Annotated in this window: 27 protein-coding genes; 14 read left to right on the top strand and 13 right to left on the bottom strand. The window is 47.3% G+C overall.

Annotated elements, in window-relative coordinates; all coding sequences use genetic code 11:
- Positions 1-12: 12 nt before the first annotated feature.
- A complete protein-coding gene (hflX, locus tag AZI85_RS04235) occupies positions 13-1434 on the bottom strand; it encodes a GTPase HflX (RefSeq protein WP_063242913.1) in 1422 nt (473 codons plus the stop codon).
- Between the two features lie 109 nt (positions 1435-1543).
- On the opposite strand from hflX, the gene AZI85_RS04230 reads away from it, so the two are divergent.
- The gene (locus AZI85_RS04230; protein WP_063242912.1) at positions 1544-2377 is read left to right on the top strand and encodes a CvfB family protein; all 834 of its coding nucleotides are present in this window, start codon (positions 1544-1546) and stop codon (positions 2375-2377) included.
- Here the strand turns inward: AZI85_RS04230 and AZI85_RS04225 are convergent.
- Entirely contained in the window at positions 2358-3923 is a 1566-nt protein-coding gene (locus AZI85_RS04225) for an FAD-dependent oxidoreductase (RefSeq protein ID WP_081110911.1), read from the bottom strand. The two genes, AZI85_RS04230 and AZI85_RS04225, sit on opposite strands and share 20 nt — an antisense overlap.
- Positions 3924-4024: 101 nt before the next feature.
- Between AZI85_RS04225 and AZI85_RS04220 the strand changes: the two genes are divergently transcribed.
- Positions 4025-4975, top strand: coding sequence for a hypothetical protein (locus AZI85_RS04220; protein WP_063242911.1), 951 nt, complete (start codon positions 4025-4027; stop codon positions 4973-4975).
- A gap of 1 nt (position 4976) precedes the next feature.
- Here the strand turns inward: AZI85_RS04220 and AZI85_RS04215 are convergent, their stop codons facing one another.
- Entirely contained in the window at positions 4977-5525 is a 549-nt protein-coding gene (locus AZI85_RS04215; RefSeq protein WP_063242910.1) for a hypothetical protein, read from the bottom strand.
- A gap of 194 nt (positions 5526-5719) precedes the next feature.
- On the opposite strand from AZI85_RS04215, the gene AZI85_RS04210 reads away from it, so the two are divergent.
- Positions 5720-6055: a hypothetical protein gene (locus tag AZI85_RS04210; RefSeq protein ID WP_063242909.1), complete on the top strand. Its 336-nt coding sequence runs from the start codon at positions 5720-5722 to the stop codon at positions 6053-6055.
- A gap of 119 nt (positions 6056-6174) precedes the next feature.
- Here the strand turns inward: AZI85_RS04210 and AZI85_RS04205 are convergent, their stop codons facing one another.
- Positions 6175-7518, bottom strand: a complete 1344-nt coding sequence (locus tag AZI85_RS04205) for a TolC family protein (RefSeq protein ID WP_063242908.1) — start codon at positions 7516-7518, stop codon at positions 6175-6177.
- A 225-nt stretch (positions 7519-7743) separates the two neighbouring features.
- Between AZI85_RS04205 and AZI85_RS04200 the strand changes: the two genes are divergently transcribed.
- Complete coding sequence (locus AZI85_RS04200) at positions 7744-8097, top strand: STAS domain-containing protein (RefSeq protein WP_253720835.1); 354 nt, start codon at positions 7744-7746, stop codon at positions 8095-8097.
- On the opposite strand, the gene AZI85_RS04195 is transcribed toward AZI85_RS04200, so the two are convergent.
- The 3 genes from AZI85_RS04195 to AZI85_RS04185 form a co-directional block, all read right to left on the bottom strand.
- Entirely contained in the window at positions 8098-8808 is a 711-nt protein-coding gene (locus AZI85_RS04195; protein WP_155723917.1) for a hypothetical protein, read from the bottom strand.
- 135 nt (positions 8809-8943) lie between these two features.
- A complete protein-coding gene (locus AZI85_RS04190; protein ID WP_253720834.1) occupies positions 8944-10776 on the bottom strand; it encodes a DEAD/DEAH box helicase in 1833 nt (610 codons plus the stop codon).
- A 90-nt stretch (positions 10777-10866) separates the two neighbouring features.
- Complete coding sequence (locus tag AZI85_RS04185) at positions 10867-11664, bottom strand: hypothetical protein (protein ID WP_063242905.1); 798 nt, start codon at positions 11662-11664, stop codon at positions 10867-10869.
- Positions 11665-11962: 298 nt separating this feature from the next.
- Here AZI85_RS04185 and AZI85_RS04180 point away from each other — a divergent pair, with 298 nt between their 5' ends.
- The 3 genes from AZI85_RS04180 (at position 11963) to AZI85_RS04170 (ending at position 14773) form a co-directional block, all read left to right on the top strand.
- A complete protein-coding gene (locus AZI85_RS04180; RefSeq protein WP_063242904.1) occupies positions 11963-13594 on the top strand; it encodes an ABC-F family ATP-binding cassette domain-containing protein in 1632 nt (543 codons plus the stop codon).
- Positions 13594-14388 carry an alpha/beta hydrolase gene (locus tag AZI85_RS04175; protein WP_063242903.1) on the top strand — a complete coding sequence of 265 codons (795 nt, stop codon included), beginning with the start codon at positions 13594-13596 and terminating at the stop codon, positions 14386-14388. Before AZI85_RS04180 ends, AZI85_RS04175 begins: the two co-directional genes overlap by 1 nt.
- Before the next feature lie 148 nt (positions 14389-14536).
- Positions 14537-14773, top strand: coding sequence for a hypothetical protein (locus tag AZI85_RS04170; protein ID WP_063242902.1), 237 nt, complete (start codon positions 14537-14539; stop codon positions 14771-14773).
- A 1-nt stretch (position 14774) separates the two neighbouring features.
- Here the strand turns inward: AZI85_RS04170 and AZI85_RS04165 are convergent, their stop codons facing one another.
- Positions 14775-15821 (bottom strand): ABC transporter substrate-binding protein, encoded by a 1047-nt coding sequence (locus tag AZI85_RS04165; protein ID WP_081110909.1) that lies wholly within the window; start codon positions 15819-15821, stop codon positions 14775-14777.
- A gap of 29 nt (positions 15822-15850) precedes the next feature.
- Here AZI85_RS04165 and AZI85_RS04160 point away from each other — a divergent pair, with 29 nt between their 5' ends.
- The 7 genes from AZI85_RS04160 (at position 15851) to AZI85_RS04130 (ending at position 21550) form a co-directional block, all read left to right on the top strand.
- Positions 15851-16729 (top strand): ABC transporter ATP-binding protein, encoded by an 879-nt coding sequence (locus AZI85_RS04160; RefSeq protein WP_063242901.1) that lies wholly within the window; start codon positions 15851-15853, stop codon positions 16727-16729.
- Positions 16726-17553 carry an ABC transporter permease gene (locus tag AZI85_RS04155; protein WP_063242900.1) on the top strand — a complete coding sequence of 276 codons (828 nt, stop codon included), beginning with the start codon at positions 16726-16728 and terminating at the stop codon, positions 17551-17553. Before AZI85_RS04160 ends, AZI85_RS04155 begins: the two co-directional genes overlap by 4 nt.
- The gene (locus tag AZI85_RS04150) at positions 17546-18385 is read left to right on the top strand and encodes an ABC transporter permease (protein ID WP_063242899.1); all 840 of its coding nucleotides are present in this window, start codon (positions 17546-17548) and stop codon (positions 18383-18385) included. Before AZI85_RS04155 ends, AZI85_RS04150 begins: the two co-directional genes overlap by 8 nt.
- Positions 18354-19616 (top strand): MFS transporter, encoded by a 1263-nt coding sequence (locus AZI85_RS04145; RefSeq protein WP_172795295.1) that lies wholly within the window; start codon positions 18354-18356, stop codon positions 19614-19616. Before AZI85_RS04150 ends, AZI85_RS04145 begins: the two co-directional genes overlap by 32 nt.
- Before the next feature lie 93 nt (positions 19617-19709).
- A complete protein-coding gene (locus AZI85_RS04140; protein WP_063209416.1) occupies positions 19710-20300 on the top strand; it encodes an RlmE family RNA methyltransferase in 591 nt (196 codons plus the stop codon).
- Entirely contained in the window at positions 20297-20977 is a 681-nt protein-coding gene (locus tag AZI85_RS04135) for an RluA family pseudouridine synthase (protein ID WP_063242898.1), read from the top strand. Before AZI85_RS04140 ends, AZI85_RS04135 begins: the two co-directional genes overlap by 4 nt.
- Positions 20978-21064: 87 nt before the next feature.
- On the top strand, positions 21065-21550 hold the full coding sequence (locus AZI85_RS04130; RefSeq protein WP_253720833.1) for a MarR family winged helix-turn-helix transcriptional regulator: 486 nt from the start codon (positions 21065-21067) through the stop codon (positions 21548-21550).
- A 15-nt stretch (positions 21551-21565) separates the two neighbouring features.
- Here the strand turns inward: AZI85_RS04130 and AZI85_RS04125 are convergent, their stop codons facing one another.
- The 5 genes from AZI85_RS04125 to AZI85_RS04105 all read right to left on the bottom strand — a co-directional run bounded on the left by AZI85_RS04125 (position 21566) and on the right by AZI85_RS04105 (position 25491).
- Positions 21566-22222, bottom strand: a complete 657-nt coding sequence (locus AZI85_RS04125) for an HD domain-containing protein (RefSeq protein WP_063243069.1) — start codon at positions 22220-22222, stop codon at positions 21566-21568.
- Between the two features lie 19 nt (positions 22223-22241).
- On the bottom strand, positions 22242-22616 hold the full coding sequence (locus AZI85_RS04120) for a VOC family protein (protein WP_063242896.1): 375 nt from the start codon (positions 22614-22616) through the stop codon (positions 22242-22244).
- A gap of 59 nt (positions 22617-22675) precedes the next feature.
- Positions 22676-23152, bottom strand: a complete 477-nt coding sequence (locus AZI85_RS04115; protein ID WP_081110908.1) for a thermonuclease family protein — start codon at positions 23150-23152, stop codon at positions 22676-22678.
- Between the two features lie 36 nt (positions 23153-23188).
- The gene (locus AZI85_RS04110; protein ID WP_253720832.1) at positions 23189-24118 is read right to left on the bottom strand and encodes a S8 family peptidase; all 930 of its coding nucleotides are present in this window, start codon (positions 24116-24118) and stop codon (positions 23189-23191) included.
- Between the two features lie 260 nt (positions 24119-24378).
- Positions 24379-25491, bottom strand: a complete 1113-nt coding sequence (locus AZI85_RS04105) for a GGDEF domain-containing protein (protein WP_063242895.1) — start codon at positions 25489-25491, stop codon at positions 24379-24381.
- Positions 25492-25537 lie beyond the last annotated feature (46 nt).

The raw sequence follows: 25537 nt of genomic DNA, 5'->3' as shown, positions 1-25537 counted from the left end.
TGAAACCTTTCGTTAGATACCAAATTTTTTGCGCATTTTTTCGATGTCTTGAACATGTCCCCGCACGGTCAAAGTCAAACCGCGATTGTCGTAGTTTTCTGAAAGCACACGCATCTTGGCGCGGATTTCTCCGATAGCGCCTTGCACGTCGTAGGGAATAAGAATCTCTTCATCAATCATCGCGGTTTCAAAGTGTTTAATCAAACGCAGACGTAAATTGGCGACGTCTTCTTTGTTGTGGGCAGATAAGAATATCGCTTCGGGATATTCTTGCTGCAGTTTTTCACGCTCCTCCGAAGACAATCGGTCTACTTTATTTAAAACCAGAATGCTATCAACGTCGCTGGCGCCGACTTCGTCTAAAACTGATTTTGTTACTTGCAGCTGCGAGCGGAACGTAGGGTCTGAAGAATCCACGACGTACAAAAGCAATGACGCATTGGCGGCCTCGTCCAGTGTGGATTTAAAAGAAGCCACAAGATCATGCGGAAGTTTTTTGATAAACCCAACCGTATCAGAAATCAAAATTTTGGGACGGGACTCGGGATACAAAACACGCACCGTCGTATCTAAAGTCGCAAAAAGTTTATCGGCCACTAAAACTTCACTGCCAGTCAATGCGCGCATCAAAGAAGATTTACCCGCATTTGTATAGCCCACTAAAGCCACAGAGATCTCTTGATTGCGACGCGAGCGACGTGTGACGTGCTCTTGAGAAATCGCTGAAAGCTCTTGTTTAAGTTCTTTAATGCGATCGCGGATTTTACGGCGATCAAGCTCGATACTAGTTTCACCGGCCCCTTTACCGCCGATACCACCACCACCACGATCTTCTCCACCAGCAGTTTCGCGCAAGCGCGGAGCCACGTAAGTAAGTCGGGCGATTTCCACCTGCAGGCGTGCTGCTTTGGTGCGGGCATGGCGACTGAAAATTTCAATAATCACACCCGTGCGATCTAAGACCTGAGCCCCCGTAGCACTTTCCAAATTGCGAAGTTGGGATGGGGAAAGGTCGCAGTCAAAGATCACGACTTGGGCTTTTTCACGAGGTACTTCCGACGAAGCATCCAGAGATAAGTCTTCGCTTTCTTCAGGGACGTCTTCGAAATCCTCTTCGGCTTCAAAGTCGTCGTCCTCTTGATTTTTTTCAAAACGAAGAGCGGCTTTGTGTTTCTTTTTCACCACCATCGGTCCGACAACACCGGTTCCGCCGGTCCAAGAAGCTAATTCTTTCATTTTGCCATCGCCTAAGACCGTGGCGCTTTTAGTGGAGCTGCGTTTTTGTGAGGTTTGTCCCACAACTTGGTAACCCAAGGTCGTCACCAAGCGCGAAAGCTCTGCCAAAGAGCCTTGGGTCTCTTCATCGGAAACGCGGGGAAGTTGCACACCCACGAGAACAGCTTTAAGAGGTTTTGAGTTATTAAGAATGTCCATGGGGCCACCGTGAAGAAAGGGATGAATTTACGGCATCATAGCAGAATTCCCATGGTTCCGAAATGGAATTTCGGGTATAGTCCGCCTTAAATTAAAGGAACATAAGCTCGTGGTACAGATTGGTCATTTTAACAAACTCAAGGTCGTCAAACATGCGGATTTCGGTGTCTTTCTGGATGGCGGCGATGACGGGGAAATTCTGCTTCCCTTACGTTATATGCCGGACCCGTGCGAAGTCGGTGACGAGCTTGAAGTCTTTATTTGTTATGACTCTGAAGATCGTTTGATGGCCACGACCGAAGAACCCTTTGCGCAAGTGGGAGAGTTTGCTCACCTTAAAGTCAAAGCTATCGAAAAAGTCGGTGCTTTCTTGGATTGGGGCTTAGCGAAGGACTTGTTTCTTCCTTATAGCGAGCAATCGCGCGAACTGCGCATAGGTCAGTATGTTGTGGTTCATATTTACTTGGATAAAACTGATCGCATTACGGCGAGCATGCGCTTAGATCGTTTCATTGATAAAGAGCCCGGTGATTACAAAGAAGGCGACGTCGTAGATCTTTTTATCGCGGCCAAAACTGATTTGGGATTCAAGGCCGTGATCAATGGCCGTCACTGGGGCATTCTTTATGAAAACGAAGTTTTTCAACCTCTGTACCATGGTGAAAAGTTAAAAGGGTATATCAAGAAAATCCGCCCCGATGGAAAAGTGGACTTAAGCTTGCAACAAGCGGGGCATAAAGGTTCTGACGATATCGGTGAAAAAATCTTAGAACTTTTAAATGAAAAACGCGGCTTTCTTCCTTTGACAGAGAAAACCGCGCCTGAAGAAATTTACAAACTCTTTGGCGTCAGCAAAAAGAAATACAAGATGGCTTTAGGCGGCCTTTATAAAAAACGTCTTATCACGATCGACGATGACGGCATCAGGCTGGTGGCGGACTAATACTGTCTTGATCCTTCGGTCGATCTTTATGCCCAACAGGGGTGAGGTCGTCGAAGGCCGGTCCTTCAATCACTTTTCCATGGCAATCAAATCGCGAGCCATGGCAAGGACAATCCCAGGATTTTTCTAAAGAGTTCCAGTGGACCACACCAGCTAAGTGCGGGCATACGGCTGACATAAATTCCAAGTGTCCCACCTCGTCTTTATACACGGCCACTTTTTTAAGACCTAAGTTAATGACCGCTCCTTCACCCTCAGGAATATCATCTAAAGACTTCACGTGATCCGGAGTCACATACTCCGTGTACTGAGCCGCCACGTTAGCATTTTCAGAAATAAATTCTTTCGTGGCTTTTAAGTTTACGCGACCTGGATCATACAGATCTTGCCAAGGATTAGGTCGATTCATGATTTGATCACGGATCAAAAGTCCACCCACCACACAATGGGTCATGCCGTTGCCAGAGTCACCGGTGATAACATAGACATTGTTCTTATCCATCGGGTTGTGACCCAAGAATCCCATGGCATCGACAGGTTCCATCACTTGTCCGGACCAACGATAGCGCACAGATTCAATAGGGAATCGAGTGCGCGCCCACTCTTCTAATTTTTGTAAAGAGTGTTCAGGATAAGGATTCTGTCCGGTCTTATGGTCTTCGCCGCCGACAATAATAAGATCATGAGTCACTGAATACGGCGTGGTGCGGATATAGTGGTAGGGGTCTCCAGTGTCCCAACAAAGCACGTGCGGAAAGCGTCCTTTTTCAATAAGTCCTGCCACCACATAAGTTCGATAAGGAGCTTGTTTTGTGTGAATAGCGAAAAGATCATTAATCGGAGAGTTCGTCGCCACAACGATATTTTGCGCTCGCACAGTGTGACCGTCGCGAGTCGTAACAAAGGCTTGTTCTCCACCTTGAACATCGACAACGACGGTGTTTGTGAAAATCGCCTGGCCTTTTTTTAAAATAGCGTCAGCAAGCCCGCGCAAGAGTTTTAAGGGATGAAGCTGAATCTGTCTTGGAAAACAAAGACAGGTGCCACAATCAAATCCTAGCGGAGGTTGTTGCACCAGCTTGACGATCAGCCCGGCACGAGTGGCGGCGCGGAATTCTTCTTCGAGCGTCGTTAAATGATCGTCTTCGGCTAAGAAAAGGTATCCGTCGAGATGTTGCATCTCACACTCAATGCCTTCTTCTTTGATGATGTTTTCGATTTCATCAATAGCTGCTTGATGACTTTCCGCTGCCATAGAAGCTTTTTCTTCACCATGCAGTCTTTCAATTTCAAAGTAGCGATCGTCCAGGGCCGTTGTGAAGTGGGCGGTGGTCCTTCCGGATTGCCCACTTCCTAATTCGTGGGCCTCTAAGACGCAGACGGAGCGTCCCTCTTTCATCAGCAGATAGGCCGTGATCAATCCGCCAAGACCTCCGCCGACGATACATGTGTCGACCATAAGGTCTTTGTCCAAAGCTTTCGTCGGTGGCATCTCCACCGAATCCATCCAATAAGAGTGTGTTTCGTGTGTGTTATATGTGTTCATAAGTCCATTTTATATCGCGAACATGTCGATGCCAGATGTATAGAAACAGTGTCTAGGCAGGCCGCATTCGTTTTTGAAGAGCTTTCAGTTAAACTCTTCATATGACACGTAAAAATCTTTTCTATGCTATTATCGCTTTTGTCGTCGGAGTGTCCGTGTGGCTCTTCTATGTCAATCGTGAAATGCGCGAGACCCAAAGTCTGATCCTGCAACAGGCCGAGCGTCCGACTCGCACTGTGGCCGCCGTGCCAGAGACAAACTTAGCCGTGGAACGCGCTCGTGTGCAATCCGAGATCACTGTGCTTCAGCAGCGGATCAATGAGGAAAGAACAAAGCTTCAGAATCAACAAAGGCTTTTAGAAGAAATTCGTACGCGCACACAAAACAGCATGCAGAATCAGAACCCCAATAGTTCTTCCGCCATTTCTCCGCAAGGTTCTTATGGCACGCAGTTGCGATCTACCTCGAATCAGATTCAGGATTTTTTAGAGGATCTGCAAGGATTCGATCGCATTCAAGAAGACATCAACCAACACGCTTCTGATTTGATGCGCGATCAGACCAGCCAGGCGCAGATGCTGAAAGAGCAATTAGATCAGGATATTCGTAATATGGAAGCGGCTGTTCGTGAAACTCAGCAAGAATGGACCTTCTGGGTTTATAATGGAAACTACATCAATGAAAAATCTGCGCGACTTTCAGAACTGCAGACTCTTTTAGAAATGCAAAGGCAACAGATTGAAGTTTTAAAGCAGCAGCGAGCGGATGTTTCCGCACAAGCCGTCGCAAACACTCAAGCTATTCAAGCGGAAAAACAACAGGCCTTAGCCGATCTTCAACAAACACGTTTGGATATTCGTGACGAGATCGCGGCATTACGCCAAGAAATGGTGCAGATACAACAGGCACAATCCCAATCGCGAAATACTCAGACGACTTTGAGTTCACAGATTCGGCAGGCCCAAGAAAACGTGCGCCAACAAGAACAGCAGATTCGCGTTTTAGAGTCGAATCTGCAGCAGAAAAACGAAGAGCTCAGTTTGATTCGCTAAATCAGTAGGAATCGCACCAAGGCTGAGGCGTGATGACTTTCTGAATTTCATTCGCGCGCATATAAAGAAACTGCGAGCCCACGGCCAATTTCAAACGCTGGGTTCTTTGCGAGGGGACCGCCGCGGTGACGATTTGACCGTAACCCTGGCTGTCCGTCGTTGTGACACCTTGAATACCTTTTAAGTTCCAGCGCACACTTCGACCGTTTAAAGGCTGTAAGTCGGCATCGGAAAGAACCGTCGAAATGGTGCCCTCTGAATCGCGACAGAGCAGACGGAAGTGAATCACAACTAAATGCTCTTTGTGGCAGTTCTGAGAACGTGAATAGCCATAGCCCGTATCACAAGTGTTAAAAGATTTTTCTGAAAAGCCCAAGCTATCACGGTCTCTTTCAAGTTGCAGATGTCTTTGGATGGCGACGTAATCAATAGCTGTAGTTTCTTCAGCAACGGGTTCGGCTGCGAGCGGGGGAGTCGAAACTTCTTTCTTGGGCGCCGTCGTACACGCCGCAAGTATCAAGGCAGGTAAAATCAGAATCAGAGATCTCATTGTCGTCCTTCTTTAGAATGTTGAAACATTATGACATAAATAAGGATCACCTTACAAAGTTCGAGGAAATGCCGAACTATTGGCTAATTAAAAAGGTCTAGATTGGCAGAAGAAGGCCGCCTTGAAATGAGACTTTTCCACTCTGCCTCCATAGTGTCTGCCTATTCTCATTCTAACAAACGAAGGAGAATCCTATGAAAAATAGAAGACAAACCCTTGCAGATCTTCAACTCTATATCGCCACAAGTATTGTTCTTGCACTTTCGGCTCCGGCTTGGGCACAACAAACGGACAGCGCGCGCAGTAAGTCGCATGAAGAGCATCGCGCGGCTTTCGAAGCCTGTCGTGAAGAGTTGGGGTTGCCAGCACCAGTACAAGGTGAAAGACCGCAGGCCTTAGATGAAGAAACGCGGGCGCAGATGGATGCGTGCTTAAAAGAAAAAGGTTTTGAACCACCGAAGTTTGGTCGCGGTGGTCATGGGGGACGCCCTCCAAGACAAGATAGCTCTTCGTCTTCAGGCGTTCAGTAAAAAAAAGGGCTCTTAAAGAGCCCTTTTATAATATCTAACTACGGTTGAGATAAAGACGGAACTGAATTGTCTTTGTCGGTCGTGGCCAAAGAAAATCTTTATAGTCTCACCCGAAAAAATTAGTTACCGCAGACTTCGTCTAAAGTGACGCGGTATTTTTCGGGTTTAAAGATACGACCCAATTTCCCTTTGATGCCGCCAGAACCTTGACGCTCGATCGTACACTTTTCAATGTTCGCAAATTGATCTGAGATCATGATGCGGTGAAGGCTGATACGAAGTGTGTGCAGATTCGTCGTCGCTTTCACTTTATTCAAAAGAGCCGTCGTCAAAGAATTGCCGGCTTGAAGGACGTGCAAGATATCCGTGATACCTAATTGGTAACGCTTGTATTCTGCATCGTACACTTCACGCAAATTAGCTTCTGCCAAAGAAGCCGCTTGATACTGACGGTGAGCTTCTTGCAAAGCTCCTAAAGTGGACTCAATCAAAGCCGCTTGGTCGTAGCGCAACTCTTTTTTACGAAGACGAAGTTGCTCCACATTCAGGTTAGAAAGTTCAAGACTTGGGAAGTAGCCAAAGCCCATGTTCACAGAACCCGTCGAAGTCACAGAGCTGAACGCGCCACCTGAAGCGGGACGGTTCATTCCTAAAGAGCTTCCCGTCAAGAAGCTGAAAGCCTTGCTCCACTTGTTATACTGAGCCGCAGTGATCATCGCATTCATTTGCACAGTCTCTGGCGAGCTTTCGTGGATTTTCTCTAAGAGAGCAATCGGAGTCATGCTTTCCGCTGCTGAGGAAGGAACACTTGCTCCTTCAAAAACAATTTCTTGAGTCAGCTCAAGACCCAGCATTTGACGTACGGACGCTTTTTCTCTTTTGATCAATTCATCCACTTGCGACACTTGCACCAAAGCGTTCTTTGCTTGGGCTTGGGCTTGCAAGTATTCTTCTTTGCGGATGATGCCCACTTCTGCAGGCAAGCGCAGAGCTTCCGCGATCTCTTCGTAGTTTTCGTATTGAGCTTGAAGAGCATTGCGAAGTTCGATGTCACCCAGAACCGTCAAGTAGATCGAATAAGCCGAAGCATAACCGTTTAACTGCGCAAGATAGTAAGACGTTCCTTGAGCGCGAAGAAGGTAAGTATTTTCTTTTAAGTCCAACCAGCTGCTAGGCATAAGGAAAGGTAAAAGCATGCTTACGGATGTCAGCATGAAGCTAGGTCCGCTAGAAATGACGGCACCTAAATTCACAGAAGGCAGAAGGTTGCCACGAGCAATTGAAACTTGCGTCTTTGCCTGTTGCACTTCGTTCAGCGCAATCGCGATGTCGATATTACGAGACAAGAAAAGTTGGCGTAAAGTTGTAGGATTGATCTTCACCGGCCCTTGTTGTTTTTTTGGAGCCGCAAATGCAGATGTCGTCACTAAGAAGAATGTCAGAAGCAGAGTAAGAAATTTCATTAAAGGATCCCTCCCTCATTTATGTGACCCACAGAGTTATTAGCCACCGAGCTAGTTGTCAAACACGTCTTTATTCGGGTCCCAAATTACCATGGGGTCCCAAGTCGCCCTCGTGTATTCGTTCCATCATGGGATACAGGAATGAGAAAACTTTAATGCATGGGGAGCTATGTTAAAATTGTAAAAAACTTAGATAAAAAGCATCGATTTCGCGGGAGTTGTACGTTGGAAGACCAGAAGTCGTTTCAGTATGCCTTTAACCAAAGAAACAACATGCTTGTTGTCTCTTTAACAGGAGAAATAACAAGCCAAGTCGTACCGGCCTTGGAAGCCTGTCGCCAAGAGCTTTTGGGTAAGAAGGATTTCAGTCGGGTGGTGATTTATTTTCAAGATGTCGACGCGATCAGCCTCGATGCCGTCCCGGTATTAGCGCAAATGCAAAGAGAAATCCGCGCCAAACCCGCTGATTTGCGATTGGCCTCATTGCGTGTCAGCTTAAGAGAAAAATTGATTCGCATGGGAGTCGTCCGCGGTTTAGAAGTAGCAGACGACTTGAAAGCCGCACTTTTATCGTTCTAACTATTTGCAGAATGCTAGATTGCTAACGGCTTTTTTAACTTTTTTGTATTTTTGCGAGCGCGCCTGAGGACGTAATACATCCCAATAAGATTTGCGAGAGAAAAGCGCGTCTTGCGAAGCCATCTGTTTATCTAACATCGAAAGACCACAACGGAATGTTGTCGCTGGAGAATCCGCGTCACCGCGACGGCAGCCCTCGGCGTAAACTTGTTCACGACCTTTGTGAAGTTGAAGCAGGCCTTTTAAAGTTCCATTCGGACCACGAGCTGTGACCGACTTCGTGCAGGAGCTTTCAAGGTGAACCATGGTATTGATGATCATCACCCACACCATCTCTTTTCCATTGTCGTTTAAAGAATTAAAAGCGGGGCAGACGGAAAGTAAGTCCGGAGTCGCATGGTAAAGGTTTTCGTAGCGCTCTTTACGCATCTCTTCGGCAATGGTGCGGCCCCATGACCCTAATCCATCTGAATCGATGAAATTGTCACAGCGATCGGCAAAGGTCATGATCTCTGTCACATCGATCATGTCTTCCACTTTTTCTTGAGCCGTGATGGTGTTGCGAATGTCGCGAAGTTGCTGTTGGGCATTTTTCTGAGCCGTTGAGCAAGAAGTGCAAGTCCCAGCTTGAGCGCTTGAGTGTTTCGTCGCTTCGGCTTGTGTCCCAAGCATCATGAAAACAAAAGTGAAAATAAATGTCGTAGTTTTCATAGGCATCTCCATATCTACAGCTAAAGCAAACATGGTGCCTAAATCTCAAAATAAAATGGGAAGGCATAGAGGCCTTCCCATTGTCGAACTCACTAACAGTTGGTTGCCGAAAAAAGCAACCGTCTCAGAGTGAGACTAGTCTTGATACTTCTTTTTCCCAGGGCGGAAACGCTTAATGCCCGGGTGATCACGGCGTTCGCCACGTTCACTACCACGATCACTGCGCTCGCTGCGTTCAGCGCGCTCAGAACGCTCTGTGCGCTTCGTCGCATGACGGGGAGCTGACGCTTCTGCACGTGGACGATATCCCGTAACAGGATTGATCTCCGCGCGCTCTTGGCGTTCTGCGCGTGGAGCGAAGCTGCGCTCAGTGCGCTCGCCACGTTCTGCACGTTCACCACCGCGATCACTGCGTTCGTTACGGTCACCACGATCGCTACGCTCAAAGCGACGGCCACCGCCGCCGCCACTGCTGTAACCACCGCGACGGTAACCACCACCACTGCGGCCACCGCTATCGCTGCGACCACGAGTGAAACGATTGTCGTTAGGATCACGCGGCAACAATTCGCGAGGAATGCGATCGCCCATGTAATCTAGCATCTGGTCTTTCTTCACGAATACTTTCGGGAAGTAAGCCACGATAAAGCGAGCCAAAAGCTCTTCTTTCGAGAAGTTTTGCAAATTGATGTCTTCGCTTTGGATCAAGTCTTGGATTAAGTCATTAGCAAGTTGAAGCTCAGCGCCTTCTGCAGGCATTGTGCTGACGCGATCTAAAACGTCTTTGATTTTTAGACCCGCAACTTCATCCGCAGATGGAACAACACCCTTAGTAAGAACCGCTTTCGTCGTGTTCATCACACGGCGAAGAAGATTCAATTGCTCTGGGTTCACCAAAGTGATGGCTGTTCCTTTTTGACCGTTACGGCCCGTACGACCGATACGGTGAACATAAGATTCCGCATCCCAAGGTAAAGAGTGATTGATCACGTGAGTTAGATCTTTGATATCCAAACCACGAGCCGCCACGTCAGTAGCCACGATCACTTTGACTTGGCGTTGCTTGAACTTTTTTAAAGTCGCTTCACGCTCTTGTTGGGATTTATCACCGTGCAAAGAATCTGCAGGGAATCCACGCTGAGTCAAAATGTCAGCCAGTTCTGCCACTTCCATTTTCGTTTGGCAGAAGATGATGCCGTAGAATTCAGGCAAAGTTTGCAGCAAGCGACCGATGACTTCCGTTTTCGCGGAATCTTTCACCGTGTAGTAAACTTGCTCGATAGTATCAGCGGTGCCAGTTGATTTATTGATTTGAACCGTTTCTGGGCTTTCCAAATACGTTTCAGCAATACGGCGAACATCGCCGCTCATAGTTGCAGAGAACAACCAAGTACGGCAAGCCGCGCGGTGAGAGCTTTCGCCTTCAGAGTGTGTGGCTTTCAAGATGAACTCGAGGTCATCTTTGAAACCCATGTTCAACATTTCATCGGCCTCATCAAGCACGACCGTTTTTACGTTTTGAAGTTTGATAATTTTTTGCTCTAGGAAATCCACAAGACGGCCGGGTGTTGCCACCACGATGTGCGCGCCTCTTTTAATTCCTTCGATTTGAGTGCGGTAGCTAGAACCACCGTAAATCGTAACAACACGAAGGCCTTTTTTCTTACCTAGCAAAGTCAATTGCTCGGCAACTTGAAGAGCCAACTCACGTGTGGGGCTCATCACTAAAGCTTGAGTGTCTTTTGTGGAAGCATCGATAGACTCTACAAGAGGGATACCGAATGCGGCTGTTTTTCCTGTGCCTGTTGATGCAAGACCGATGAAGTCTTGAGCTCCTGCTAGGAGGATAGGCAAAGCTTGGCGTTGGATAGGGGTCGGTGTCGTAAAGCCCATGTCCAGCATAGCGGCCATCACCGGCGCGCTCAGACCAAAGCTTTCGAAACTATCGACAGTTGTCAATGGAGTCATTAAAGGGAACCTTTCAGAATAAGTGGCCCCGAAGATAAACGATCTTGAGGTCAAAAGCTCCCTATTTCTTGGCTTTTTAGCTGGAATGTACTATTTGCACAAAGCGAGTGATTTTACGATAGACTGAATTGCGCTGATCTTTTGATAACTTCCGCCTCTCTTGATCACGGCCCAATACACTCCGGAGCTCAGGACGATGGCCCCCTTATTTTTTACCTGCTTGGCCATAATTCCGACACCACAATCTAGATTCAGATAGGGGTCCAAGATGGTTTTCTTAGGGTCTGTGGCTGAAAGGCTCTTATCCTTTGACCAATCAAACTCGCACCAAGGCGCCCACTGGATGTCCTGGTAAGAGAGCTGTAAAAGTCCCTCAGAGTAAACAGGTCTTCCGGTTACGGGGTCGGTCCCCATCGTGGTTTCTTGCATGCGAGATGTCGGACTGTAAGCGCTCTCATATTTCGTGATGGCCACAAAGAGCTGCGCCCACACATTGGCGCGCTCATCGTTAGCGAGCTTGTAGTAGGTCGGGCAGAAGTCTTCGATGTCGTCAGCTCCGGCAAGCAGGGTGTTCCAGTCCGTGCTGATAATCTTTTGCAAGTGCTGGGACCATAATGTGCGCTGAGGGTAGCTCGTACTTTCCCAGGCGAGGGCTTGCATTTTGTAAGAGGGTGTTTCAGGTTCTGTCGGTGTTGTCGGAGTCGTGGGTTCTTCAGTTTCCGGAGTCTCTGGGGCCGGGTCGACAATGCCTGAACTTTGGTTGGAATCTCCGAGGTGAGTCACTGGAAATTGCCCTGATTGTGAACATCCGATCGACAGGACCAGAGCCGAAAAGAATGTCGTTACGAGTATATGCTGTTTGAAGCTTGTGTAGATCGTGGTTGCCATCTTAGAAGCCCTCCACCGGCTTAAAAAAGCAACACTAAGACCATGTGAGAGCGTTCTACATTTCGCGAAGTGCTTGAAATTCTTGAAGCTTCCTTGCGCGATTTTTTCCCGAAGTTTATTTTTCCGTGTACACTCTGGAAAGTGCATACAAACTAAGCAAAATATTTAAAAATTTTTAGCGCACTTTCGCCATTTTCGAGATATAAATTCGCGCGGCGGGCGCGCCCGCGCAGGATGTGGAGCGAGCGACGCTCGCGCAACTGGACTCGCTCCCACGCGAACTAGATAGGAAACAAGAATGATTCACTTATCAAACATCTCTAAACAACACGGTAACAAGATCCTTTATCGCAATGGCTCTTTCCAAATCAATGCCGGCGAAAAAATTGGATTGGTAGGACCGAATGGGGCGGGTAAGACAACCATCTTCCGTATCATCACGGGCGAAGAGGGTGTGGATGGCGGAACGATTTCTAAATCCGATCGCACCGTCATTGGCTATTTCTCTCAAAACATTGAAGAGATGAAGGGCCGTTCGGCTATTGAAGAAGTGAAGTCGGCAGTAGGTAACATCGGCGATATGCAAGCGCGCATGCAAGAATGCGAAACCAAACTTGCAGACCCGGAGCTTGATGCGGATGAGATGACGAAAATCCTTGAAGAGTACGGTGAACTGCAAGCGGAGTTTGAACGCTTAGGTGGTTATGACCTTGAATCTCGCGCCGCTGAAATCTTGACGGGTCTTGGTATCGGCCCTGAAGACTATCATCGTCCGACCGACAGTTTTTCTGGTGGTTGGAAAATGCGTATTGCTTTGGCGAAAATCCTGGCATTGAATCCTGAAGTTCTTCTGATGGACGAGCCGACGAATCACTTGGATGTAGAATCCATCATTTGGCTTGAAGAGTGGTTGAGCAACTTCCCCGGCGCGATTTTGATGACAAGCCATGATCGCGATTTCATGAATCGTCTGGTCACCAAAATTGTCGAGATCGCCAATAAAACTATCACGGTCTATGGCGGCAACTACGATTTCTATGAAAAAGAACGCGAAATCCGTTTGCAGCAATTGATCGCGGCGGCGAAACGCCAAGAGGATATGCTAGCGAAGGAAGAAGAGTTTATTGCTCGCTTCGCGGCTCGCGCTTCCCACGCGGCGCAAGTGCAATCGCGTGTGAAGAAGTTAGAAAAAATTGACCGTATTGAAATTCCACCGGAAGAAGCGGAAATCAAATTTGAATGGCCCGTGCCCCCTCGCGGTGGTGATGAGGTCGTCAAGTTTGAAGGGCTTTCTAAAATTTGGAAGCGCGATGATGGTAAAGAGAAGTTAGTATTCTCTGGCGCCAATGCTTTGGTGAAACGCATGGACCGCATTGCGGTTGTCGGCGTGAACGGGGCCGGTAAATCGACGCTTCTAAAAATTATCGCGGGCCATGCAGAGCCGACAAATGGCGCGGTCAATATTGGTGCTTCTATCAATGTTGGTTATTTCAGTCAGAACTCTTTGGATGTCTTAGATCCGAAGTCGACAATCTTAGACGAAGTGCACGCGCGCATGCCGAATGCGGGACTGGGTTTTGTGAGAAGTCTTTTGGGCGCGTTTAAATTTTCAGGCGAAGAAGCGGAAAAGAAAATTTCCATTCTTTCCGGTGGTGAAAAATCTCGCGTAGTTTTAGCGACTATTTTGGCGCAACCCGTGAATCTTCTGATTCTGGATGAGCCGACGAATCACTTGGACATCAAGTCTCGTGAAGTTTTATTGGAAGCAATTAAAAACTTCCCGGGCACTGTGATGATCGTAAGCCATGATCGCCACTTCTTAAGAGAAATCACGACACGCGTTTTTGAAGTGGATAAAAATCAAATCCGTATCTACGAAGGCAACTACGAATATTACACTCGTAAAAAACAACAAGAGGCCTTGGCGTAATGAAAGGCCGCATCCTGGATCTTCGCAAGTTTAAGATTCCTCTGGGAAAGTTAGCTCCCTTGGAAACTTTTAAAACGCGACAGGGTGCCACACTTTCTTATCGCCTGTACCCGGCGTGGTGCGAGGACTTGATTGTTCTGTATCACGGGGTGGGGAGTGACAGTCGCTACATGTGCGTGCTGGCTTCTGCGTTGGCGCAAGCCGGTGTTGCGAATGTCGTGACTCCAGATTTTCGCGGGCATGGCGCCAGCCTTGGTGTTTCCGATATCATTCCTGAAAATCAACTTGAGATCGATCTGGAAGAGTTGCTTATTCACGTAAAAATGCAGCGAGCGATTTCGCGAATCACTTTAGCGGGCCATTCTCTGGGCGGCGGTTTCACGTTGCGAGTGGCGACGTCAGAACTGCACAAACAGTTTGCAAAGTTTGTGGCTCTGGCTCCGCGTTTGCCGGCTCATCTGCAAGCTTTTTACCCAAACTATGGCGGTTGGATTTCTCCGAATGAGGATGGAAGTTTTGCGGTCAATATGCCCGAAGCTCTGCGCAGTGGTCAGGAAAAGATCACTTACTCCAAAGAGTTTCTAAAAGCCGCATCGCCACCAGACGACGTGATGGAAAAGCTCTTGAAGCTTTCTCCGCCTTTGAAGGTTTTTACGGGTGCGGATGATGAAGTCGATATTCCCGAAAGACATCTGGAGCTTTTCACTAAAGCAAATATTCCAGTTGAGATCGTGCCGGGGCTGAATCATCTGAGCATCGTCTCAAAGCCAGACAGTTATTTGTCGCGGTTTTAATTTTTCCTGTTTTAGAGCTTCAAGATGAGGCAGATAAATTAAAACTGTTTTTCTGCGCTTCCATATTCAGGAACCTCCATCAAGCTTCCCCACAGTCCTGCCGAAGAGTTCTACAGAATAACCAAATTATTGAACGTAGGTGGTGGTTATGAATTCAGAGGTAGGGGCCTTTGCCCTGCGCCAGGTCTTAGCGTCGACCGCTGTGGTCGGCCCGATCTTGATTCTGATCGGGCTGTGTTATTATCTCTTCAAACAGGATAAAAGAAGCGTTTTACTTTATCTGGGGGCCGGCGTGGTCTGCACAGTCGTTGGCGCTTTTTGCCTGTACTCGGAACTTCGCGCCGAATCGGGAAGTTCCCCCGAGGTGCAGAGAGCGGCGAAATAAACTACTGAGTTTTAATTTCCGTCCAAGCATCTTCGAAGAGTTTGTTTTTCTCTCCGAGATCCTGGATGCGCTCCAGATTCTTTAAAGTAGAGGCTTTCGGGAAGAGGGCTTCGTTGTTTTGCAACTCTTTTGGAAGTTCCGATTGAGTTTTGCTAAGGACGGGGCCTCCCAAAATGGTTTTTACCTTATTGATCTCGGCCTCATGGCTTAAAAGAAAATCAATTAATTTATGAGCGGCTTCAAGGTGTTTTGCACCTTTGGCAATGACGAGGTTGTCGATGGCGACGGTCGCGCCTTCCGAAGGAATGATGTATTCGATTTTGCCGGGAGCACGAGCCGCCGCTTGCAAGGCATCCGAAGAGTAAGCTTGAGCCGCTGCCACTTCTTTATTTCCCAGAATGTCAATTGTGTCGGAGGAGAACATTTTTACGTTCTTCTTTGTTTCCAGAAGGGTCGCTTTGGCTTTGGCAATTTGCGCGGGATCCGTGGTATTTACGCTGAAGCCATGAAGCTTAAGTGCCGCCCCCATCGTTTCGCGCACATCATCCAACAGCGCCATTTTGCCTTTCAGCTGGTTGTTTGTAAGAAGATCCTTCCAGCTATTCATCGGGCCTTTGTAGAGTTCGCGGTTGACCGCAATTCCTACCGTCGTCCAAATATAGGGAACCGAGAATTCATTTTTGGGATCAAAATCCTGCTTTAAGAATTGTTCAGAGATAAGGGATTTGTTAGGGAGAAGCTCGGCCTTCAAAGGCTCAAGCAAATTCATCTTGCGCATGATATCGACCATGTAGTCAGAAGGAACCGCGACATCAATGCCCGAAGAACCCATCTGCATCTTCGCCAACAGTTCTTCATTTGAGGAATAGTTGGAAATGTTGATCTTGATGCCTGTTTGTTGCTCAAACTGCGCTTGCATTTCTGGAGAAAGATAGTTGCCCCAAATTGAGAGGTTCACCACTTTGGCTGAAGTGTCTTTAGCCTCTTTCTTCGTACAACCCGCCAGCAAAGCAGAAAGAACAGAGATCGCGATCAATATTCTCGACATTTTTTTAAATCCTTCTTATTGTTAAATGGATGTTAGAACTTCTGAATATCGGTAAAAGTTTTTCCAGTCAAACGGCGTTAAAGGGAATCAACCTTTCCATCGCTGAAGGAGAGTTTTTCTCTTTGTTGGGGCCGAGTGGTTGCGGAAAAACGACTCTGTTGCGAATCATCGCGGGACTTGAGAAAGCCACCTCGGGGCAAATTCTTCTAGATGGCCAGCGCGTCGATACGCTTCCGGCTCAGAAGCGCCCCTTCAACATGGTTTTTCAAAGACATGCGCTGTTTCCGCATCTTTCCGTGAGTGAAAACATCGCCTTCGGTTTAAAACTGAAAGGTCTAAGCAAAGATCAAATCGCTGATAAGGTGATGGAAGTGCTAGCGCTGGTTGATATGACTTCGTTCCGGGATCGCAAACCCGAAACACTTTCCGGCGGGCAAAGTCAGCGCGTGGCGGTGGCTCGCGCTTTGGTCAATGAACCCCGCGTTTTATTACTAGATGAACCTCTGTCGGCTTTAGATCTGAAAATGCGTGAACACATGCAAAAAGAACTGCGGGCTTTGCAAAGGAAGCTGGGTCTGACTTTTATCTGCGTCACCCACGATCAAGAAGAGGCCTTGGCTTTATCCGATCGCATCGGCATCATGAATCATGGGGTGCTTGAGCAAGTCAGTTCACCGCGTGAAATCTATGAAAATCCAGAAAGTATTTTCGCGTCTCATTTTATTGAATCAACAAGCTGTCTTAAGGGCGAGTTGATCGAAGTCAGTCAGGATCTGGCGACCATTCGCTTGGGGGATGGTAGTCTTATTAAAGGAAAGATCGGCGTGCCACCGGATCAGCTTCGTGTGGGTATGAACTTAGATGCCTATGTGCGAAAAGCCATGGTGTTTGGAGAGCGAAGCAAATGAAGCTTCGCGATTTTTTTCTACTTCCGGCACTCTTGTGGTTTCTGATTTTTATTCTAGCTCCCTTGATGATCGTCATCGTCGTCAGTTTTGCCACTCGTGGGACTTACGGAGGGATCGAGTGGACGTGGACTTTTCAGAACTATGTGCGCATTTTTAACGGTCCTTATGTGGGGATTTTTTTTGAAAGCGTGGCGCTGGCTTCGCTGACAACCTTTCTGTGCCTGGTCTTAGGAACACTTGTCGCTTGGGCGATGGCAACGTCATCGGCGACCCTTCGTTCGCTTTATGTGATGGCGATTGCACTGCCTTTTTTGACTAATTTGGTGATTCGTATATACGCGATTCGCCTGTTTGTGGGCGTGGAAGGACCTCTGCAGACCTTTCTGACTTTTTTAAATGTTCCTTTTGATCCTTATGCTTTGACTCAGAATAAGTTTTTGGTCCTTTACGGAATGGTTACGACGTATCTGCCGTTTATGGTTCTGCCACTTTACGGAGCTTTTGAAAAATTGGATTTCACTTTGGTTGAGGCGTCTCAAGATCTAGGAGCCGGGCCGTGGCGCACGCTTTTTAAGGTCATTCTGCCGAACTTGAAGAAAGCTCTATGGAGCGGGTCGCTTCTGGTTTTCATTCCTTCGCTTGGAGAGTACGTCATTCCCGATTTATTGGGTGGCGCTAAGAACATGCTCTTTGGAAATCTTATCACGGAACAATTTTTAAAAGCGCGTGATTGGCCTTTTGGTTCCGCTCTTTCAGTTCTTTTGATGGTGCTTTTACTGGGAGTTGTTGTCGTCGTTCAAAGAAAGGGAAGAGTGCGTGAATAAAGAAAGAGCTCGCCCCTCGGCGCCAGTGCTCGCAAAAGTCGTTTTGGGTTTTGTGCTAGCGGCTCTCTATGTTCCTATAGTGGTGATGCTCATCAGTGCATTTTTAGAAAAAAACGCCGAGGAAGTTCACTTCACTGTCCGTTGGTTTATGGAAGTGATTCAAGATGCGGCTTTGATGCAAGCCTTGATGAACAGTCTTCTTATCGGGCTTGCTTCAAGCTGTGTAGCGACCGTCCTTGGCACTCTAGGCGCCTTGGGTTTGCGTCGTAATCAGAAGTCGTGGCGCCACAGCGTGGAAGGTCTTTCTGTGGTTTCATTGATCTTTCCCGAGATCGTCTTTGCGCTCTCTTTGCTTTCTTGGTTTTTCATTTTACAATTTGAGCTTAGCAGAACCAAGGTCATTTTAGCCCATGTGAGCTTTTCAATTTCTTACGTGATGATGACGGTGAATGCGCGTTTGGCGAACTTAGATGCATCTTTGGAAGATGCGGCCCGGGACCTTGGAGCTAGTACCTGGCAGATTCAACAACAGGTCTTGTTGCCGCTTTTAAAGCCTGCGATTTTAGGCGGATTTGTTTTAAGCTTTCTGCTTTCATTTGATGATTTTCTGATCACGTATTTCGTGAATGGCGTGGGTCAGGACACCTTGCCAGTGAAGCTTTATACGGCCATGAAGATGGGTGTTTCACCGAAGCTCAATGCGCTATCCAGCATTATGTTTTTAATGACTTTGTCAGTGCTGATTTTCTTCTTCCGTTCTGCTTCTTTCCGTGTTCTCTTTGAAGAAAGCCGGGGGAAGAATGGATCAAACACAGAAGAAAAAAATCTTTAGCTGGGCGCTTTATGACTGGGCCAACAGTGCTTATTCAACGACGGTCATGGCCGTATTTTTCCCCATCTTCTTTAAATCTTATTGGAGTCAGGGCGCAGATGCCGTTGTTACGACGGCCCGCCTGGGAACAGCCATCTCAATTTCTAGCTTAGCCATCGCCTTACTGAGCCCTACACTAGGAGTAATGGCTGATTTAAAAGGCTTTAAAAAACTTTTCTGTATGATTTTTACTGTCGTCGGTGTTTTGGCATGTGCCGTGATGGGCTTTATCCCCATGGGGGATTGGTTGGCGGCGATGGTTGCTTACGGAATTGCGATGGCGGCCTTCAACGCAGCCAGCGTTTTCTATGACTCACTTCTTCCGTACGTCGCTCAAGGGCGCACGATGGATTATGCCTCCTCATTAGGTTATGCCATGGGATATCTAGGGGGAGGAGTGCTTTTCCTTGTCAATGTACTCATGTACCTTTTCCCAGCGACCTTCGGAATTTCTGATGGAGTGGCGGCCGTTAAAATTTCATTCGTGACGGTTGCTATTTGGTGGCTCGTCTTTTCGATACCTTTGGCTAAAAATGTTCCGGAACCACATATTCAAGTTTCTAAGCATAACTTCTGGGGTCTCACGCGAGAAAGTATTAAAACTCTTCGTCGCACCTTGAAAGCCTTGTTGCTGGAAAAGAATCTTTTGATTTTTATGGTCGCCTATTGGCTCTACATAGATGGTGTTTACACTGTGATGACCATGGCTGTAGATTACGGTATCTCCATTGGACTTGAATCTAAAGATCTGATCGTCGCAGTGTTGATCACACAATTCATCGGATTTCCTTGTGCTTATTTCTTTGGAACCTTTACCCGACGTTGGGGTACGAAAGCTCCCATTATGGTCTGCATCGCGATTTATGCGATCACGGTGATCGGCGCAACTTGGATGTCCCAAGCATGGCATTTTTATTTGCTCGCGACCGTGATTGGGATGGTTCAAGGTGGCGTGCAGTCACTCAGTCGTTCGATGTTTGGTCGAATGATCAAGCCTGAAGAAAGCGGAGAATACTTTGGTCTCTTCAACCTAGTCGGCCGATTTGCTTCGATCCTGGGTCCGTTGGTGGTGGCCGTGGGCGTGACGGTCACTGGAAATTCTCGCATGGGAATGATGGGGCTTTTGGTGCTTTTCGTACTCGGTGGAGGCCTTCTCGCATTAGTGCGGGAACCAGCTCGTGAAAACGCCTAAAAGAGTGAATCTTTTTTAAGCTGAAGAGCCAAAGTAAGCACGCTTCCAAGAAGTGGTGGACTTTGGCCTGCGAAAGCCCGATAACCCTCCGATATGACTTACAATCCTCGCGATCACTATTTCAAAAAAGCCAAGCAAGAAAACTTCGCGGCCCGTTCCGTATTTAAGCTTGAAGAGATCGACAAGAAATACAAAATTTTTAAACCGGGGCAAACTGTTTTGGATCTGGGGGCCTCTCCGGGTTCGTGGTCTCAATATGCCTCCAAGATGGTGGGCGAAAAAGGCAAAGTCTTGGGCGTGGATTTAAGCCCGGTCACAGTGAAGCTTAAAAATGCTGTTTTTATTCAAGCCGATCTTCGTGATTTAAACCTGGAAGATATTTTTAAAGAGCACGGCTTCGAACCTCCGTTCGATTTAGTGATGTCTGATATGGCTCCTAAAACAACGGGCATTCGCATGACAGATCAAGCTCGCTCGATGGAGCTTTGCGAACTTGCGTTGGATGTGGCTCGTCGCTTTCTTAAAAAAGACGGCCATTTTATTTGCAAGCTCTTTCACAGCGATGACTTCACTAAACTTCGCGATGAAATCAAAAAGTCGTTTGTGAAGTGTGAAGCGGTGAAGCCGGACTCCACTCGAAAAATATCTAAAGAGATCTTTCTTGTCGGTATCAGCAAAAAATGATTCACATTGTTTTTGAGAACGAAAACTTTGTTGTCTGTGACAAAGAGAGCGGTGTGCTCACGACTCCCAGCCGTTTTGAAGAGGATGATGAGCGTCTTTGTTTAGGAACGGCGTTGCAGAAAAAGTTAGACAAACAGATTTTTCCTATACACCGTCTGGATTTTGAAGTGTCTGGGCTTGTTATGTACGCGAAAAATTCGGATGCTCATCGCAAAGCCAATACTTGGTTTGAGCAAAAACAAGTGCAGAAAACATATCGCGCGCTGACCAGCAAACAAGGATTTGATCATATTCCCGCCAATGTTCCGAACAGCAGAAAGTTCTTTGAAATCCACGCGGGCGACGTCTTTGAGTGGAAATCACGCCTTCTGCGAGGGAAGCGTCGAGCTTTCGAAAGTCCTCAAGGGAAGCCCAGTCTGACAATCGCCACTTTTTTGGGCGAGTCCGGAAACGCGCATCTGGCTTGGGATTTAAGCCCGGTCACGGGCCGCTCGCATCAGCTTCGCTTTGATCTAAGTCGTCACGGATTTCCAATTCTAGGTGATTCACTCTACGGTTCCACAGTTTTTTTCGGTGAAAAGAAAATTGCGCTTCGTTCATATAAAATCGATTTTTCGAGTGCAAAAGGTGCCGCGATGCTGGGACTTCCGAATGTCATTGAAGTGTCATCTCTGTGAGTTCTTGCGGACTTTGCAAAACGTCATATATGTGTACGCATATAAAATAAGTTTGATTATTAAATATGAGTCTCGTTAAATGAACTCATGAACAATGCACCGCTGTCGTCGTATCACTCTGAAGTTGCTGAAGTCATGGATTGTATACGCTTTATTTTTAAAGCGTTGCGGGTTGCTTCCAGCCAATCAGAAAAAGATTTGGGACTGAGTGCAGCCCAAATATTTGTTCTTAAAAAGCTTCAAGCTGAACCCGGTCTTTCCATCAACGATCTTGCCTCTCGCACCACCACTCATCAAAGTTCTGTTTCTGTTGTAGTAAAAAAATTAGAAGAACAAGGCTTCGTGTCTCGCACGACTTCAAAAGAAGACTCGCGTCGTGTGGTTGTGTCTTTGACTCCGGCAGGGGAGGAGAAGCTACGCCAGGTTCCGCGCACGGTTCAAGAAGAGATGATCGAGTGTCTTCATAAAATGGGACCTGAAAAAACGAAGCAGCTTGCTGGATTAATGAAGGAGTTCGTTCAAGCCGCCGGTTTTGTTGAAGGCAGCTACACTCCCATGATTGGTGAGAAGTAGAACTTACTCTCGCTTCTAAATTTCCCTTTTAATTTGTTCCAAGTAAGTTTTGATGAAGGCGATACGATGTTCGCCTTCTTTTTTTGCCGTCGGCGTGTTCAAGTGATCTACTAATTTGAAAAGCTTTTGAAAGAAGTGATCAATACCGTAGCTTTTGTCATCTAAGCTGCGGGATTGCGCCCACGGATCTTCCTCTGCATAAAACGGTCGGCTCATCATGGTCGAAGTAGCAAAGCATCTGGCAATGCCAATAGCGCCTAAACTATCCAACCTATCTGCATCCTGAACAATCTGAGCCTCTAATGTCGTCGCTTTGATGTTCGCACTATAGCTATGGGCTTCGATCGCGTGGCGAATGGCTTCGTAGTACTGCTCTGGATAGCCGACGGACTTTAAGTACTCTATGGCCGCTTCCGCTGAAAGCTGAGAGGCATAGGGACGACGGGGATCCCCTTTGGGTACGTTGATGTAGTCGTGAAAAAAAGCTGCCGGTAAAACCACATTCCAATCCGCTTTTTCGTGCAAACAAAGATTCTTCGCTGTGTTCACGACACGCATGATATGCAAATAATCGTGGGCTGGGTCTGTCGGTGGATATAAGACACGCGCTTTATTGCTGAAAAGCTGAAACCATTTTTTTTCGTCTAGAATTGTGGGGGTGTGGTTTTCCATGACTCCCATCTTAAACCGCTCATTCGGCTTCTGGCAAATTGATCAGGTTTTCTTTGTGGTGAGCCGGCTCCCAAAGTTCAATCTTGTTGCCGGCAGGATCATAGACCCAGGCAAACAGGCCGTGTTCTGTTTCTTCGATGCGATCATCAATGCGCACGCCTTTTTCCGCCATAGAAGTCAGTAGGGCGGCAAGGTTGTCCACTTGGAAATTAAAAAGACATCGTGTGTGGGAAGGTGAGATATAACTTGTGTCATAAGGAAAGAAGCTGACTTGCACCGAATTTTCTAAAAGCCGCTCGGTAGGGATGACAAAAGCACCGTCAGAATCCCTCATCAGGCCTAAGTTTTGTTGATACCAAGAGTAAAGGTTTTGGGGCACGCCATTGATTCTCATGGGCCCATTTTCCTTGGACCGTCGGACCAGTCAAGGTTTCGTCTTCGCTATGCAAGGAATCAGTGATTGGCGGGCTGACGCAGAACTTTGCACCAATCAGGATGTTTCTTTGTTCCACCGTCATAGGTGTACGCAAGATTGTTCTTTAGCAGGATTTCCTTCAGCGAACGACCATCCACCATGACATCCGCAAGAATGCGAAAATATTTATCGCGTTGAACATTGTGAAGCTCAACCGTCTTCGCATTTTTCAAGGTGTTTGCGACTAAATTGCGGGCGATCTTCCCGGCTTCTTTTTCGCAGCGGTTCTTTGTTTTCACTTCAGGTGTATCGATACCAGAAACTCGCACCGAAATATTTTTACCGATCAAGGCGGGGACATTGGGGATATTCACGGTCAACGTATCACCATCATAGTTCTTTAAAACCTTCACACAGCGAAATGTCGTGTCATCGTGAAGACAAACTTGAGCCCCCGAAGCAAAGGGGACAGACGTGATGACAAAGCAGAAGATAAGTCGAAGGTGAAATCTCATGATTTAAGCCTATCTTCTGTTTTGTCAGCCGTCAAACTAAGGCGTGCTGTGCAAGGAGGCGAGGGTGGAAATACGCGCCTGAGTGCGAATTTTCTTCGTCAGCATGCGATCTTTCGTCGCACTCTGCTCCAGATATCTTTTGATATCTTCGGGACGCAGAGACTTTTCCGAACGAGCCAGCAAAGAAGCTACCAGCCCGCTCACCCAAGCCGTCGCCTGAGATGTTCCCGTCATAAATCCATAACGGCCTCCGGGGAGGGATGAGAAAACGTTCTTACCCGGAGCCGCTATGTCCACGGACTTTGAACCATAGTTACTGCTTGCCAATAGGCGTTTGCGCGAATCGACGGCGGCGACAGAAATAATATTGCTCAACCGGTAGCCCGCTGGATAGTAGCCGACGCGGTCGGTGTCGCGCCCTTCATTGCCGGCCGCCGCCACAAAAACGATTCCCTGTTTTTGAGCGTCACGAATAGCAGCTTCTTCCAGCGGGCTTCTTGAGTCGCCACCACCTGAATAGTTAATAATGTCCGCTTTCATTTTCGTCGCATAACGAATGGCTTTTACCGTCGCCAGCAAGTTGTCATCCCCTGACTGAAGCGGGTCGTAGTACTTTAAAATCATAAACTTTACTTTTTGAGTTTTCGCTTTTTGCAGAATAATTCCTGCCACATGGGTTCCATGCCCGTGGTTATCCGAAATATCACTATTATTTGAAACAAAGTTCCATCCATGGAGGTCATCGGCATATCCATTGCCATCATCATCTATCGTATTTTTCTGATCATTCGGGTTCACCCACAGGTGATCGCGAATAAGGGGGTGATTGACGTCGACACCCGTATCGATGATCGCAACAACGATGTCGCGATCTTTGAGAGCGTTCGTGTCGGCTTGCGCTTGTGCCGCTAGATTTACAAAAAGAAAAAGGACTAAAAGTTTTTTTGGAAGTGTTGTCGTCATCATGACTGACGTACAAAGCAAAGTGAAAGCCAACTCTGCACGCGCTGATTTCGATTTCGTTTTGAAATTCGCTGCGAGTGTTTAGATTTTTCAGAACACCCCGAAAATCACGGCGTGTGATCAGAAATTTCCAGTCACTAGAATTTTCTGGGCAACTGTCTAAAGTTTGGACAGTGATTCTTGAGTCTTTTTAAGGAGCTAGAGGCGAACGCCAAAAGAAAAGGATCCTTGCGGATCCTTTGAAGTTTCAGGAGCATTCTTATTTAAGCGACCCGTTTCATTCCCGGGGCTTTGGCTAATGAGTATTTGTTGCGGCCCGTTTGCTTGGATTCGTAAAGGGCTTCATCGGCGCGTTTGTACCAGCTATCAGCGGACTCACCCGGGGTGATTTCAGCAATCCCCATGGAGATTGTAAAACGAATCTCCAGTTTATCTTGCACGAAGACTTCTTTGCGGATGCGGTTCATCGCTTCTTCCGCCATCTTGATGGCCGCCTCGGTATTACAGCCCGGCAGAATCACGGCAAACTCTTCACCACCCAGGCGGGCAATAAAGTCCTCTTCGCGCGAAAAGCTTTCTTGAAGCAGACGCACGCATTCTTTTAGCACGAAGTCTCCGATGTCGTGTCCGTAGGCATCGTTGATCTTTTTAAAGAAATCGATGTCTAAAAGAATCAAGGTCATTGGATCCTTGTCGATATCATGCAACTGCAAATAGCGACGCACTTGTTCGTCGTAGCTACGACGGTTGTGAGCCCCCGTCATATGGTCCCGACGCATTGTCTGATTGGCTTCCATCAATTGCTTTTTGACCGTAGTCAGATTCTTTTTGATGGATTCCATGCGCTTTGAACGGCGTTCGTTCGTCGAGTTCTGATGCTTTAAATAGAAGTTAATGAATTCTCTAGAGCGCGCCCGCAGCTCTTCAATAGAGTTGGATTCAACGGCCTCGCGCAAGCCTTCAAGGCTTTGATTGATATCGGCTTGTGACGCATCTTCAACTTGGGCTTCTTCGCTTAAATGATCAGCGAAATCCCAGATGATGCGTTTAAAGTCATCAAATGTGTTTTGCACGTAGGTGTATTCATCAATACGGTAGCTAGAAATAAACTGACGAAGACGGAACAGAGTTTTTTCGGTGGCTTCCGTGTCGGCCTGTACCAGCTCTTTAGCGAACGTATCTAACTTCGCGCGCACTTTGCGCACCGAGTGGTTTTGAATTTCAAAGAGGTGCTTGTTGTAAACATCAAGGATATAGAGCAAAGTTGCGCGATCCTCCGTCAAAGAGGGACCGGCTGACGAAGCTCCTTTTTCATGGGATGAAGTGCCCCAGTCCATATCAAACTGCTCAACAAGTTTTTTCATCCATTGTTTCAAACGTGGCCTCCTGGCGACTAAACAACCACCTTTCTCATCGGAATTA

It is taken from the genome of Bdellovibrio bacteriovorus, from assembly GCF_001592755.1.
Taxonomy (GTDB): domain Bacteria; phylum Bdellovibrionota; class Bdellovibrionia; order Bdellovibrionales; family Bdellovibrionaceae; genus Bdellovibrio; species Bdellovibrio bacteriovorus_E.
Note: the sequence above shows the minus strand (reverse complement) of the source record. Positions and strands in the feature narration are given on the sequence as shown.